This is a genomic window from Nonomuraea sp. NPDC026600 (genome assembly GCF_040638335.1).
Lineage (GTDB): Bacteria > Actinomycetota > Actinomycetes > Streptosporangiales > Streptosporangiaceae > Nonomuraea.
In genome coordinates this window covers 1-14,577 of sequence record NZ_JBEZYD010000056.1, presented here as the reverse complement: position 1 = coordinate 14,577, position 14,577 = coordinate 1, and the positions used below count along the sequence as shown (strand labels likewise).

Annotated in this window: 11 protein-coding genes; 6 read left to right on the top strand and 5 right to left on the bottom strand. The window is 70.1% G+C overall.

Annotation, left to right across the window (positions count from 1 at the left end):
* Window positions 1-41 precede the first annotated feature (41 nt).
* Together AB0F17_RS60620 and AB0F17_RS60615 are read right to left on the bottom strand one after the other, a co-directional pair.
* Window positions 42-707, bottom strand: coding sequence for a response regulator (locus AB0F17_RS60620; protein WP_358044793.1), 666 nt, complete (start codon window positions 705-707; stop codon window positions 42-44).
* Complete coding sequence (locus AB0F17_RS60615) at window positions 704-2,218, bottom strand: ATP-binding protein (protein WP_358044791.1); 1,515 nt, start codon at window positions 2,216-2,218, stop codon at window positions 704-706. Before AB0F17_RS60615 ends, AB0F17_RS60620 begins: the two co-directional genes overlap by 4 nt.
* Window positions 2,219-2,323: 105 nt before the next feature.
* Between AB0F17_RS60615 and AB0F17_RS60610 the strand changes: the two genes are divergently transcribed.
* Window positions 2,324-3,658 (top strand): cation:dicarboxylase symporter family transporter, encoded by a 1,335-nt coding sequence (locus tag AB0F17_RS60610; protein WP_358044789.1) that lies wholly within the window; start codon window positions 2,324-2,326, stop codon window positions 3,656-3,658.
* Here the strand turns inward: AB0F17_RS60610 and AB0F17_RS60605 are convergent.
* The 3 genes from AB0F17_RS60605 to AB0F17_RS60595 all read right to left on the bottom strand — a co-directional run bounded on the left by AB0F17_RS60605 (window position 3,655) and on the right by AB0F17_RS60595 (window position 7,504).
* Window positions 3,655-4,473, bottom strand: a complete 819-nt coding sequence (locus AB0F17_RS60605) for an SAM-dependent methyltransferase (protein WP_358044786.1) — start codon at window positions 4,471-4,473, stop codon at window positions 3,655-3,657. The two genes, AB0F17_RS60610 and AB0F17_RS60605, sit on opposite strands and share 4 nt — an antisense overlap.
* Window positions 4,474-4,550: 77 nt before the next feature.
* Window positions 4,551-5,891, bottom strand: a complete 1,341-nt coding sequence (locus tag AB0F17_RS60600) for a HAMP domain-containing sensor histidine kinase (protein WP_358044784.1) — start codon at window positions 5,889-5,891, stop codon at window positions 4,551-4,553.
* Between the two features lie 125 nt (window positions 5,892-6,016).
* Window positions 6,017-7,504, bottom strand: a complete 1,488-nt coding sequence (locus tag AB0F17_RS60595) for a glycoside hydrolase family 13 protein (protein WP_358044781.1) — start codon at window positions 7,502-7,504, stop codon at window positions 6,017-6,019.
* Between the two features lie 267 nt (window positions 7,505-7,771).
* On the opposite strand from AB0F17_RS60595, the gene AB0F17_RS60590 reads away from it, so the two are divergent.
* From AB0F17_RS60590 to AB0F17_RS60570, 5 genes are read left to right on the top strand one after another with little or no spacing between them, the layout of a single operon-like run.
* Window positions 7,772-9,055, top strand: coding sequence for a maltose ABC transporter substrate-binding protein (locus AB0F17_RS60590; protein WP_358044778.1), 1,284 nt, complete (start codon window positions 7,772-7,774; stop codon window positions 9,053-9,055).
* 4 nt (window positions 9,056-9,059) lie between these two features.
* Complete coding sequence (locus AB0F17_RS60585) at window positions 9,060-10,628, top strand: ABC transporter permease subunit (RefSeq protein WP_358044775.1); 1,569 nt, start codon at window positions 9,060-9,062, stop codon at window positions 10,626-10,628.
* Window positions 10,625-11,464, top strand: coding sequence for a sugar ABC transporter permease (locus tag AB0F17_RS60580; RefSeq protein WP_358044772.1), 840 nt, complete (start codon window positions 10,625-10,627; stop codon window positions 11,462-11,464). The genes AB0F17_RS60585 and AB0F17_RS60580 overlap by 4 nt, the downstream gene beginning before the upstream one ends.
* Before the next feature lie 6 nt (window positions 11,465-11,470).
* Window positions 11,471-13,246, top strand: a complete 1,776-nt coding sequence (locus AB0F17_RS60575) for a glycoside hydrolase family 13 protein (RefSeq protein WP_358044769.1) — start codon at window positions 11,471-11,473, stop codon at window positions 13,244-13,246.
* A gap of 57 nt (window positions 13,247-13,303) precedes the next feature.
* Entirely contained in the window at window positions 13,304-14,548 is a 1,245-nt protein-coding gene (locus tag AB0F17_RS60570) for a right-handed parallel beta-helix repeat-containing protein (protein ID WP_358044766.1), read from the top strand.
* Window positions 14,549-14,577: the final 29 nt, after the last annotated feature.

Below are 14,577 nucleotides of genomic sequence, written 5' to 3'. Positions count from 1 at the left end.
CGAAGCTAGAGGTGCGGATTGAACTGGCAGCGTCCCCTCCATTAACTTTCCGGGGGGATCCGGTAGAGCAACTCTGGACGGCCCACTCCTCCGTACTGTGGCATCCGGACCGCTACCCCCAGCTCCACCAGGTGTTCCAGGTATCTGCGGGCGGTCACCCTGGAGACTCCGGCCGCCGTCCCCACGGCCTGCGCCGACATCCCCGCAGGCCGGCGGCGCAGCTCGGCGGCGACCAAGTCGAGGGTGTCGCGGGCCAGCCCTTTCTGCAGGTCAGAGCGGCCGCGCAGGGTGCCGAGCACCCGGTCCACGTCGCCCTGTCCGACGATCTCACCGGCCTCCTCCTTGAACCGGGCATAGCCGGTCAGCTTCTCGTTAAGTGTCGCGAAGGTGAACGGCTTGAGCAGGTATTGGGAGATGCCCAGCGAGACCGCCCTGCGCACCATGGCCAGATCGCGCGCGGAGGTGACGGCGATCACGTCGCACAGCAGCCCGCCCGCCCGTACGGCCCGGCAGACCTCCAGCCCGTGCATGTCGGGCAGGTACAGGTCGAGCAGGATGAGATCGACCGGCGTGCGCCGCAGGAACCGCAGCGCCTCCCCGCCCGACCGCACCACGCCCGCCACCTCGAAGCCCGGCACCCGGTTCACGTAGATGCGGTTGGCCTCGGCGGTGATCTCCTCGTCCTCGACCACCAGCACCGAGATCATCGGACCGGCTCCGGTACGGGCCGCGGCACGGGCAACCGCACGGTGAACACCGAGCCGTCCACCTCGATCGTGCCGCCCAGCCGCCGCACCGCCTGCCCGACCAGCGCGAGCCCCAGCCCGTGCCCGTCGCCCTTGGTGGTCCAGCCCTTCTGGAACGCGTCGGGCGCGATCAGGCCGGGCCCGTCGTCGGCCACCCGGATGAGGAAGCCGTCACGGCCGCCCCGCAGCAGCACCTCGACGCGGGTGGCCGCGTCGATCGCGTTGTCGATGAGGTTGCCGACGATCGTGACCAGCTCTCCGGGGTCGAGGCCGAGGTCGTCCAGGTCGCTGTCGTGGCTGATCACCAGCTCGCTGCCGCGCTCGGCCGCCTCGGCGCTCTTGCCCAGCAGCAGCGCGGCCAGGATCGGCTCGCGCACCGCGCCCATCACCCGGTCCGTGAGCTCCTGCGCCGCCCGCAGCTCGGCGGTGCCGAACGCCACCGCCTGCTCGGTACGGCCCAGCTCCACCAGCGTGATGACCGTGTGCAGCTTGTTGGCCGACTCGTGGGCGGCCGAGCGGAGCGAGTCGGCGAACCCGCGCTCGGCGTTCAGCTGCCCGGCCAGCGCCTGCAGCTCGGTGTGATCCCGCACGGTCACCACGGTGCCGAGCCTGCTGGCCGCGCCGTTGACGGCCAGCACCCGGTCGCCGACCAGGTGCACGCGCTCCTGATCCGTGTCGAGCACCCCCGACAGGCCCAGCTCGTCCAGGTGCCGTCCTTCGGCGTCGGCGGGCAGATCGAGCAGGTGTCGCGCGGCGTCGTTGCAGAGCGTCAGCGTGCCGTCCTTGCCGACCAGCAGCAGCCCCTCCCGTACGGCGTGCAGGACCGCGTCGTGATGCTCGTGGATGCGGCCCAGCTCGACCGGGCCGAGCCCGTGCGTCTGCCTGCGGAGCCGGGCGGTCACCAGCCACGTGCCGACGGCGCCGAGGGCGAGCCCGAGCAGGGCGATGAGCCCGGTCCAGACGAGCTGGCCGCGCAGTCTGGCGCTCACCCTGTCGACCTTGATGCCCGCGCTGACCAGCGCCCGTATCGGGCCGTTCGGGCCGCCCGCGTGGACCGGGGCGACCGCCCGCACGGACGGGCCGAGTGTGCCGGTGTAGGTCTCCGTGAACGTCTCGCCGCGCAGCGCGCGGTCGATGTGGCCGAGGAACCGCTTGCCGATCTCCGCCCGGTTGGGGTGCGTGTAGCGGGTGCCGTCGGGCTTCATGATGGTGACGAAGTCGACGCCCGACTCGGCTTCCACCCGGTCGGCGAACGGCTGCAGCCGCGTGGTGGGGGACGGCTCGTCCAGGGCGGCCAGCACGTCGGGTGAGGCCGCCACGGCGGCCGCCGCCGCTCTGGCCGCGCCCGCCGCCTCGGCGGTGACGAGCTGGTCGGCCAGCACGGAGACGAGCGTGGTGGCGCCCGCCAGCGTGACGGTGACCACGAGCAGTTGAAGGAGCAGCATCTGCCCTGCCAGGCTCCAGCGGCGCATCGGAGACCTCTCAATGAACGAAACTTACGCAATAGTGACCTGGATCACCACGGACCGCATAGTCGCATGGTTAGGACTTTTACTCATAGCGACCGGAGACCCTCCATGCGTGATCGCACTCGCTATCTCTACCTGGCCGTCATCGGGGCGGTCCTGCTCGGGATCCTGGTGGGATTCGTCTGGCCGGACGTCGGCCAGGCACTCAAGCCGCTCGGCACCGGCTTCGTCAACCTGATCAAGATGATGATCAGCCCGATCATCTTCTGCACGATCGTGCTCGGCATCGGTTCGGTCACCAAGGCGGCCAAGGTCGGCAAGGTCGGCGGGCTCACCATCGGTTACTTCCTCATCATGTCCACGGTAGCCCTCATCATCGGGCTGCTGGTCGGCAACCTCATCGACCCGGGCTCGGGACTGCACCTCACCGACGCCGCCAAGAAGATAGCCGAGGGCGAGGCGGCCAAGGGGGGCGCCACCGGTTCGACCGACTTCGTGCTCGGCATCATCCCCACCACGCTGGTCTCGGCGTTCACCGAGGGCCAGACGCTGCAGACGCTGCTGGTCGCGCTGCTCACCGGATTCGGGCTGCAGGCCATAGGGGCCAAGGCCGCGCCGGTCCTGACGGCCATCGAGCACATCCAGCGGCTGGTGTTCCGCATCCTCGCCATGATCATGTGGGCGGCGCCGGTCGGCGCGTTCGGCGCCATCGCCGCGGTCGTCGGCGCCACCGGCATCGACGCCCTCAAGAGCCTGGCCATCATCATGATCGCCTTCTACACCACCTGTGTGCTGTTCGTCGGCCTGGTGCTCGGCCCGCTGCTGTGGGGAGTGGCCAGGATCGGGCTCTGGCCGCTGTTCCGCTATCTGGGCCGTGAGTTCCTGCTGATCCTGTCCACGTCGTCGTCCGAGGCCGCGCTGCCGAGGCTGATCGCCAAGATGGAGCACCTCGGCGTGAGCCGTACCGTGGCGGGCATCACGGTGCCCACCGGCTACTCCTTCAACCTCGACGGCACCGCGATCTACCTGACCATGTCCACGCTGTTCATCGCCTCCGCCAGCGGGTCGCCGCTGCGCTTCGGCGAGCAGCTCGCGCTGCTGGGGTTCATGATGATCGCCTCGAAGGGCGCGGCGGGCGTGACCGGCTCCGGCATCGCCACCCTGGCCGGCGGCCTGCAGTCGCACCGGCCCGAGCTGGTCGACGGCGTCGGCCTCATCGTCGGCATCGACCGCTTCATGTCCGAGGCGCGGGCGCTGACGAACTTCGCGGGCAATGCGATCGGCACCGTGCTCGTCGCCACCTGGACGGGCGAGTTCGACAGGGCGCGGGCGGCCGAGGTGCTCGCCGGCAACGTGCCGTTCGACGAGGCGACATTGCTGGACGAGGACGAACGAGCCGAACCGCCCGCGGCGGACGAGCAGCGGGAGATGACGGCGGTCTAGAGCTTGCGGCCGATGCCCGCGTAGCCCATCCGCGCCATCTCCTCATCGAGGAACTGTGTCTCCTGGGGGTCGTTGAACGGCCAGCCGATCTCCGGCCCCAGGCCACTGGCCAGCCCCGGCGGGATCAGCTCGAAGTCACCGAAGAACCGGGCGATCTCCGTGCCGGGGCGCGGGCAGAACGGCGCGTTGGCCTTCTGATAGAACTCGCTGATCTTGGCCACCCGCTCCGGCACGACGTCGTTGCCGACATGGGAGATGGCCAGGTAGCTGCCCGGCGCCAGCGCGTCGCGGTAGGTGGCCACGAACGCGTGCGGCTCGTCCTCGTCGGGCACCAGGTGCAGGAAGAACATCATGAGCACCGCGACCGGCTGGTCGAAGTCCAGCACGGACAGCACCTCGGGATGCCCGAGGATCTTCTCCGGCTCGCGGCCGTCACCCAGCACCATGGTGACCTTCTCCGGGTCGGCCAGCAGGGCGCGGCCGTGCGCGGCGACCACGGGGTCGTTGTCGACGTACACCACGCGCGCGTCCGGCGCGAACCGGTGGGCGACCTCGTGCACGTTCTCCGCGGCCGGGAGGCCGGAACCCAGGTCGAGGAACTGGGTGACGCCCTGACCGCAGAGGTATTCGACCACTCGCCCGATGAACTTGCGGTTCTGCCTCGTGCCCTCTCTGACCTCGGGTAACACGCTCATGACCAGTTCGGCGAGCTCCCGGTCGGCCTTGAAGTTGTCCTTGCCACCGAGGAAGTAGTCGTACATCCGCGCCGCGTTGGGGATGTGCGGGTCCACACCTTGCGGCGCTTGTTCCGTCATGTCCCCATGATCCCGGACAAAGGGCACGTAAATCCACCGGTTCATGTCACAAGGTGAGCAACCGGAGAGGGATCGTGTCACACGGCGGGCAGCCTCAGGACGAAGCGGGCGCCGCCGCGGTACTCCTCGACGCGGATCTCGCCGCGATGCGCCTCCGCCACGTCGCGCGCGATGGCCAGCCCCAGACCGGTGCCGCCGGCGTCGCGGCTGCGGGCCGCGTCGAGGCGGGTGAAGCGGTCGAAGATGCTCTCGCGGTCCCTCGGCGCGATCTCCACGCCGTCGTTCTCCACGGCCACGACGGCCATGTTCGCGTCCCTGGTGACGACCACCCTGACGATGTTCTCGGCGTGCCGCTGGGCGTTGTCCAGCAGGTTCGTCAGCAGCCGGGCCAGCTGCATCCGTACCCCGTCCACCACGACGCCCTCGTCCAGCGCCAGCTTGACGGGCAACGGGTCGTCGCGGCACGCCAGCTCGTCGCGGACCAGGGCCGCGAGGTTCACCCGCTCCTTCGCCACGTCCACGCGCGAGCCGATCCTGGCCAGCAGCAGCAGGTCGGTGATGATCGCTTCGAGCCGGTCGGTGTCGTGCAGCGCGCTGTCCACCAGGGCGACGAAGTCGGTGTCCTCGGGGTAGAGCTGGGCGCTCTCCAACTGCGCGCGCAGCCCGGCGATGGGGGTGCGCAGCTCGTGCGAGGCGTCGGCGGCGAAGCGGCGCTGCTGGCAGGCGGAACGTTCCAGGCGGGTCAGCGTGCCGTTGACGGACCGGGCGAGCGCGGCGACCTCGTCGTCCCCCGGCGGCTGGGTCACCCGGCGGCTCAGGTCGCTGGCGTTGACCTCGTCGAGCTCGGCCCGCATTGCGCCCACCGGTTGCAGTGCCCGGCCCATCACCAGCCAGGTCGTCCAGGTGGCCAGGGCCATGAGCACGACGACCTGGGTGAACACCACGGTCTCCAGGATCCACAGGTCCAGTACGCCCGGCGTGGCGCGCCCGGCGTACACGACGTTCGAGTTCGGATCCGGCGACACGCGGACGGCCGTCAGGTGGACGCACATTCTCGGGAGGCAGTTCGTGGTGCTGATGACCCGGTTGTCGGGCGTGGGCCAGACGTCGCTCAGCGGTGGCAGGTTGCGGGCCGCGTCGCTCGTCCCGATCACCTCGCCGCTCGGGGCCACGACCTGGATCAGGTCCACGTACGGGTCGGGCAGTGGCATCCCCGCGCCCAGGGGCAGATCGCCCCCGCGTGACTCGACCGCCACCCGTTCGGCGGCGTCCCGGGTCTCCTCCCAGACGTGGGCCTCGATCACGGACTTGGCCACGACGACACTGCCGACCCCCGCCGGGATCAGCACGGCGGCGGCCACGGCGGCCGCCACGACCGTGACGCGGCCACGGAGCGACCTCGCCCAGAGGCGTGACATTAAACGAGGCTACTAACGGTAAGTACCGCTAGATAGCGATCAAAGGGAAAATTTCCCCCATGGTCAGCTTGCACGGCCCGTACGGCCCGCACAGCCCGCGAGGGCTGTACGGGCCGCGCCCGGCGTCAGCGCTGGAGCCACACCGTGGTGTCGGGCGGGAGGGTGCCGTCGGCGGTGAGCGGGCCGCTCGACAGCAGCACCTCGCCGGTAACCTCCACCGGCTCGTCGCCGGTGTTCAGCACGACGACCAGGCCGGGCGAGCGCTCGATGGCCAGCACGTCCTTGGGGGAGTCGAGCCAGGCCAGCGTGCCGCCGCCGAGCGCCGGGTGGGCCTTGCGCAGGCGCAGCGCGGCCCGGTAGAGGTTCAGCGTGGAGCCGGGGTCGTCGTGCTGCGCCTCGGCCGACAGCGGCGCCCACGAGTCGGGGATCGGCAGCCACGGGTTCCGCCAGCCGTAGCCGGGAGCGCTGGTCCACGGGATCGGCACCCGGCAGCCGTCACGGCTCTCGCCGCTGCGCAGGAACGCCGGGTCCTGCCGCAGCTCGTCCGGCAGGTCGAGCACCTCGGGCAGGCCGAGCTCCTCGCCGTTGTAGAGGTAGGCCGAGCCGGGCAGCGCCAGCATGAGCAGCGTGGCCGCCTTGGCCCGGGCCAGGCCGCCGTGCCGGGTGACGTGCCGGGGCTTGTCGTGGTTGGACAGCACCCAGGTGGTCGGCGCGCCGACCAGCTCCGCCTCGGCCAGCGCCTTCTCGATGACCGCGCGGAAGGACTTGGCGTGGAAGTCGGCCAGCAGGAAGTCGAAGTTGAACGCCTGGTGCAGCTCGTCGGGGCCGACGTAGCGGGCCAGCCGCTCGGGCGAGGACACCCACGCCTCGGCGACGGCCATCCGCCCGCCGGGGTAGGAGTCGAGGATCGGCCGCCACTCGCGGTAGATCTCGTGCACGCCGTCCTGGTCGAAGTACGGCACGCGCTCGTCGCCGAGCATCTCGGCCTGGCGGCCCTCCTTCGGCCCCACGTCGGGCAGCCCGGCGGCCTTGACCATGCCGTGCGCCACGTCGACGCGGAAGCCGTCCACCCCGCGGTCCAGCCAGAACCGCAGGATGTCGCGGAACTCGGCCCGCACCTCCGGGTGCTCCCAGTTGAGATCGGGCTGTTCGGGCGCGAAGAGATGGAGATACCACTGCCCGTCGGCCACCTGCGTCCACGCGGGCCCGCCGAAGATGGACTCCCAGTCGTTGGGCCGGTCCCGGAAGATGTAGCGGTCGCGCAGCCCCGCCTGGAACCACGGGTGCCGGTCGGAGGAGTGGTTCGGCACCAGGTCCACGATCACCCTGATGCCCAGCTCGTGCGCGTCCGCGATCAGCCCGTCGAGGTCGGCCAGCGTGCCGAACATCGGGTCCACGTCGCGGTAGTCGGCCACGTCGTAGCCGCCGTCGGCCATCGGCGAGGTGTAGAAGGGGCTCAACCAGATGGCGTCCACGCCCAGCTCGCCGAGGTAGCCGAGGCGCTCGCGCACCCCCGGCAGGTCCCCGATGCCGTCGCCGTTCGCGTCGGCGAAGCTGCGTGGGTAGACCTGGTAAACGACGGCGTCCCGCCACCAATCGTCGTTGCCGAGCATTGCGGTCCTCCGGGGGAAATGTCCGTGATGTCTGGTGCAGGATGGCTTGCGTTGTTCTGTGGGGTCAAGCGTAAGTTGCGGAAAGTTGCAGATAACACCGTACTTCCCCCAGGAGACCAGGTGGCGAGGTCAAGGGAGTATCCGGAGCATCTGGATCAGGTAACGCTCTTTCGCAAGTTCTTCCAATTCTTGCAAAGACTCGCTAACGTCCCGGAAATATAAGCCGCGAAAGCGGTCAATGCTCCCTCCGTGACCTCAGGAGGTCCCATGCGCAAGCGAGCTCTGGGTGTCGCCGCTCTCACGTCCCTGGCGTTAGCCGCCACGGCGTGCGGTGGTTCGCAGCCCGGCACCCCCTCCGCCGCCCCCAGCGGTTCCGCCGCCTCGGCCTCGGCCCCCGCCGCCGACAAGGGCAGCGGCAAGCTCGTGATCTGGGCCGACCCCAACCGGGTCAAGGCGCTCAAGCCCTTCGCCGACCAGTTCGGCACCGAGAACGGCGTGGCCGTCGAGGTGAAGGAGATCAGCAAGGACAACCAGCAGACCTTCCTCACCGCCTCCCAGCAGGGCAGCGGCCCGGACATCATGGTCGGCGCGCACGACTGGATCGGCAACCTGGTGCAGAACGGCGCCATCGACCCGGTCAACCTCACCGACGCGCAGAAGGCGGCGTTCCCGGAGATCGCCATCAAGGCGGTCACGTTCGACGGGCAGGTGATGGCCGCGCCGTACGCGGTGGAGAACATCGCGCTGATCCGCAACACCAAGCTCGCGCCCGAGGCCCCCGCGACGCTGGAGGACATGGTCAAGCAGGGCAAGGCGCTCAAGGCGGCGGGCAAGGTCAAGGAGGTGCTCTGCCTGCCGGTGGCGCAGAAGGGCGACGGGTTCCACGTCTACCCGCTCTTCGCGGCGGGCGGCGGCTCGCTGTTCGGCACCACCGCCTCCGGCGACCCGGACCCGAAGAAGGTGCTGCTCGGCTCACCCGACTCGGTCAAGGCGTTCGGCAAGCTGAAGGAGCTGGGGGAGAAGGGTGACGGCGCGCTCAAGACGTCGATCACCAACGAGAACTACGTCGCCAGTTTCGCCGGCGGCAAGTGCGCGTTCCTGATCTCCGGACCCTGGGCCATGGCCGAGGTGAAGAAGGGCGGCATCAGCTACGACATCACGCCCGTCCCGTCGTTCAAGGACGGCAAGCCCGCCACGCCGTTCGTCGGCGTCCAGTCGTTCTTCGTGGCCGCCAAGGGCAAGAACAAGACCCTCGCGCAGGAGTTCGTCGCCAACTACGTGACCAACAAGGACGTGGCCAAGGCCCTGTACGCGGCCGATCCGCGGCCCCCGGCGCTGACCGAGGCGCTGACCGAGGTCGGCGCGACCGACCCCGACGCGGGCAAGTTCATGGACGCCGGCAAGAACGGCCTGCCGATGCCGGCCATCCCCGAGATGCAGGCGGTCTGGGAGCCGTTCGGCATCGCCGAGGCGGCGGTGGTCAAGGGCGGCGACCCGGCCAAGGCCGCGGCGGCCGCGCAGAAGGCCATCGACACCTCGCTCAAGAACTGACGCCATGACCCTGGACGTGCGTGCGGCCTCGGGGGCTCATGCTCCCCCGCGGCCCCGCCGCGAGATCACCACGGCTTTCCTGGTGAGCAGGATCGCGGTGCTCGCGGTGGCGGCGGCGCTCCTGGTGTACGCGGCGCCGCCCCTGGTGGCGGCCGGGTCGTGGCCCGCCCTGGTGATCCTCGGCGGCGCCACGGCGGTGATCGCCTATCTCTATCTGACCCGACGGTTCATCCCGGCCAAATACCTGATCCCCGGCACCCTCTTCCTGATCGCCTTCCAGGTGTTCCCGGTCCTGTACACGGTGAGCACGGCGTTCACGAACTTCGGCGACGGCCACCGCGGCGACAAGACGGCGGCCATCACCTCGATCGAGACGGGCTCCGTGCGGCAGGCGCCCGGCTCGCCCGAGTACAACCTGACCACGGCGCTGAAAGGCGACCGGCTGGTCTTCCTCCTCGTGGACCCGAAGACCAAGCAGGTCCAGTCAGGCGACCCGGCCGGGCTCGCGCCGGTGACCGGCGCCCAGGTGGGCGTGACGGGCAAGGTGCTGCGGGCGCCCGGCTTCACCGTGCTGACGGCCCCGCAGGCGGCGGCCAGGGCGCAGCAGATCGCGGCGCTGGCCGTACCGACCCGCGGCGGGCTGATCAAGGCGAACGGGCTGAGCCGCGCGGTCGAGGGACGGGCGGCGCTCGTCTACGACGCGCGCTGCGACTGCGTCCAGGGCGAGGGCGACCGGTGGACGGCCGACGAGGGGCAGGGCTACTTCGTCAACGCCAAAGGCGCGCACCTCGCGCAGGGCTGGCAGGTGAGCGTCGGCTTCGCGAACTTCGCCCGGGTGCTGACGAACCCCACGATCTCCGGGTACTTCATCGGCGTCTTCGGGTGGAACGTGGTGTTCGCGCTGGCGTCCGTGGCGTCCACGTTCGCGCTCGGCATGGCGGTGGCGCTGGCGCTGCACCATCCGCGCATGCGCGGCACCCACGCCTACCGGATCGCGCTGATCCTGCCCTACGCCATGCCCGCCTTCGCGATGCTGCTGGTCTGGCGGGACATGTTCAACCGCGACTTCGGGCTGATCAACCAGCTCTTCGGGCTGGACGTCGACTGGATGGGGCAGCCGTCCACCGCCAGGCTGGCGGTCATCCTGGTCAACCTCTGGCTGGGCTTCCCGTACATGTTCCTGGTGACCACGGGCGCGCTCCAGGCGATCCCGCGCGAGCTGACCGAGGCCGCCTCCATCGACGGGGCGACGCCGTGGCACGGCTTCCGCAAGGTGACGCTGCCGCTGCTGCTGGTGGCGCTCACCCCGCTGCTGATCTCGTCGTTCGCCTTCAACTTCAACAACTTCAACGCGATCGCGCTGACCAGCGAGGGCGGCCCGTTCCCGGCGGAGAGCCCGCAGGTGGGGGCCACCGACCTGCTGATCACCTACACCTTCCGGCTGGCGTTCGGCACCTATGGCGCGCAGTTCGGCTTCGCCGCCTCGATCTCGGTGTTCATCTTCGCGATCGTGGCGCTCATCTCCGCGGTGGCCTTCCGCCGGACCCGCAAACAGGAGGAGGTCTACGCATGAGACTCGCGCTGCGGCACGTGTTCGTGCTGGTGGTGTGCGCGTTCGCGGTGTTCCCGATCCTGTTCGTGTTCTCCGCCGCGATCAACCCGCTCGGCACGCTGGCCTCCACCGACCTGCTGCCGACCGGGGCCGGTCTGGGGAACTTCGCGGACCTGTTCACCTCCGACAGGTATCCGTTCGCCAGGTGGTTCCTCAACTCGACGTTCATCGCGCTGTCGTCGTCGTTCGCCAGCCTGGTGCTGTCGATGTTCGCCGCCTACGCCTTCAGCCGGATGCGGTTCCGCGGGCGCCGGGTCGGGCTGCTGGCGTTGCTGCTCATCCAGATGTTCCCGCAGTTCCTGGCCATCGTGACGATCTTCATGATCTTCACCAGGGTGACCGAGCTCTACCCGGCGTTCGGGTTCAACACCGTGTGGGGGCTCATGCTGCTCTACCTGGGCGGCGCGCTGGGCGTGAACACCTGGCTGATGAAAGGCTTCCTCGACACCGTCCCCAAGGAACTGGACGAGGCGGCCACCGTCGACGGGGCCACGCACGCGCAGATCTTCTGGCGGGTCATCATGCCGCTGGTCACGCCGATCCTCGCGGTCACGGCGCTGCTGGCCTTCATCGGCACGATGAGCGAGTTCATCATGGCCAACGTCTTCCTGCGCGATCCCGAGAGCAAGACGCTGGCCGTCGGCATGTACGGGATGATCGCGGGGGACCAGCGGAACGCCAACTTCGGCATGTTCGCCGCGGCCACGCTGCTCACCGCCGTACCCACGGTCGGTGTGTTCCTATGGCTGCAGAAGTACATCGTCTCCGGGCTCACCGCCGGAGCCGTCAAGGGATAGGTCTCATTGCGCTTCCTCGGTGAGCCGCATCACGACGGCTCGGCTCTGTACGTCTCCACCCAGGCGCCGTCACCCGGCTCGACGGTGACGGTCCGGGTGCGGGCGCCCCTGTCCGCCGGGATCACCGGCGTGCACGTCCGTACGGTCCGCGACGGCGAACCCCGCTTCACCGCCGCGTCGGCCGGCACCCCCGGCGCCATCGGCGGGTACGGCGAGACCGACGTCTGGTGGCGCGCGGACGTCGTCGCCGCCAACCCGGTCACCCCCTACCGCTTCCTCCTGCACACCACGGGCGGCCAGGCGTGGCTGACCGCGGCCGGGCTCGTCACCCACGACGTCACCGACGCCACCGACTTCCGGCTGGTCTGCCACGAGCCGCCGCCCCCGTGGCTGGCCGACGCCATCGTCTACCAGATCTTCCCTGACCGTTTCGCCAGGTCCAGGCCGATGCGGGAGCTGCCGGACTGGGCGCTGCCGCGGGACTGGGACCGCGATCCGGTCATCCCGTCGGGCCCCGGCACGTCCCGGCAGTTCTACGGCGGCGACCTCGACGGCATCGTCCAGCGGCTGGACCACGTACAGGCGCTCGGCGCGGACACCGTCTACCTGACGCCGATCTTCCCGGCCCGCTCCAACCACCGCTACGACGCCGCCGACTTCGACCGGATCGACCCGCTGCTCGGCGGCGACGCGGCGCTGCACCGGCTGGCCGGCGCGCTGCACGCGCGCGGCATGCGGCTGATCGGCGACATCACCACGAACCACTGCGGCCGCACGCATCCCTGGTTCACCGCCGCGCTGTCCGACGCGGGCGCGCCCGAGCGGGAGATGTTCTACTTCGATCCCGGCACCGGCGACTACGAGTCCTGGTACGGGGTCAAGTCGCTGCCCAAGCTCAACTGGGGCAGCGACCAGGTGCGTGCCCGGATGCCGGCCGTACTGAAGAAATGGCTGGGCCCGCTCGACGGCTGGCGCGTCGACGTCGCGAACATGACCGGCCGGCACGGCCCCCACGACCACAACCACGAGATCGCCGCCCTGCTGCGGCGTGAGATCGGCCCCGGCGCGGCGCTCATCGCCGAACACTGCCACGACGCCTCGACCGACCTGGACCGCGACGGCTGGCACGGCACCATGAACTACGGCGGCTTCACCCGGCCCGTGTGGGCCTGGCTGCGCTCGCCCGAGCTGGAGCTGACGAACTTCCTCGGCGTGCCCGGCGGCGTGCCGGCGCGTGACGGGCTCCAGACGCACGCGACGTTCCGCGCGTTCGCCGCCCACCTGTCGTGGCGCTCACAGGCGAACTCGTGGCAGCTCCTCGACTCGCACGACTCGCCGCGCATCCGCACCGTGACCGGCTCGGCCGACCGCCACCTCGTCGCCCTCGGGCTGCAGGCCACGCTGCCGGGCACACCGATGGTGTTCGCGGGCAGCGAGTACGGGCTGACAGGCGTGAACGGCGAGCACGCGCGTACCCCGATGCCCTGGGACCGGCCCGCCGACCAGGACCTCGAGACGCTGGCCTCCTACCGGGAGCTGCTCGGGCTGCGCCGGGCCGAGCCCGCGCTGCGCCACGGCGGGCTGCGATGGTTGCATGCCGATACCGACTGCCTGGTCTTTCTCCGGGAAACCGCCGCCGAGTCGCTGCTAGTGTGCGCGCGTAGGGCACCCGGTCGTGCCCTGCCGCTGCCCACCCGGGCGGTGGGCGTTTATAACGCTTCTGACACCGATGTGTTGCCAGGTGATGGCCCTTCGCTACGTGTCTGGCGCCTCACGCGCTGACCCGCTAGCGTGGGCCCGCCCATCGTTCAGATTTAAACTAGATAGTGGTGTGTTCGCATGAGGTTGCTCCCCGTGGCCGTCATCGCTTCACTCGTGCCCGCCCTGCCGTTACCGGCTCTGGCCCGTGCCGGCACCACCTACTACGTCGATTCGCGCGCGGGCGACGACTCGGCGACGGGCACCAGCGCCACCAAACCGTGGAAGTCGCTCGACAAGATCGGCGCGGCCGACCTCAAACCCGGCGACGCGGTCAGCGTCAAACGCGGCAGCAGGTGGACCGGCTCGCTCACCCTCGCCGCCAACGGCACGGCGGCCAAACCCATCGTCCTCCAGCCGTACGGGACCGGCCCCATGGCGAAGATCTCCGGCATGGACGGCAACTGCGTCGTCGTCAGCGGCGACCACTGGCGCATCAGCGGCGTGCGGGCCTCCCGCTGCCAGTGGGCGGGGTTCGAGCTGAGCGGCGACGGCAACGAGCTCGTCGGCGTGGGGGCCGATCACAACATCGCCGGCGTCCTGGTCACCCCCAGCGGATCCCGCAACGTCATCAGGGACAGCAGACTGACGGCCAACGCCCGGATGAGCGTGAACGACTCGGACCCCGACAACGACTCCGGGGCGTTCGGCGTCCTGCTGAACGGCGACGACAACACGGTGACGGGCAACACCATCACCGGCAGCTACGCGTCGAGCGTCGACTACGGCTTCGACGGGGCGGCGGTCGAGATCTACAACGGCGACCGCAACCTGATCACGCACAACACCGCCCGCGACAACGAGGCGTTCACCGAACTCGGCGCCCGCAAGGGGAGCACGGCCGCCGGGAACGTGTTCGCCTTCAACGTGGTCACCTCCTCCCGCAAGAATGGATCGTTCCTGGTCACCCGGGGTCCCGAGCACGTCGTCGGCCCGGTCACGGGGACCATCGCGGTGCACAACTCGGTCTACCTGCCCGGACGGGTGACGATCGGCTGGTCCTGCCACGGTGGCTGCTCGCCGTCGATACTCAAGCTGCGCAACAACGTGATCTCGGTCGGCGGCCAGGCCGGGTACGAGGACGGGAAGGGCGCCGACGACGCGGGCGGCGTTTACCGGGGGCGTACGTACGGGTTCAAGCTGGGGCCCAAGTCGGTGAAGGCGGACCCCCGCTTCGTCTCCCGTACGGACCTCCACCTGCGGCCCGGTTCTCCGGCCCTGGGCCACGGCGTCCGGCTCGGCCCGGCGTGGTTCGGCCGCAGGTCGTCCGGCCCGGACATCGCCCGCCTGCCCGCCGTCCCGGACGCCGGCGCCTACCAGCGGTGAAACCCCGTTGTGTGACCCGCCGGCGGGTC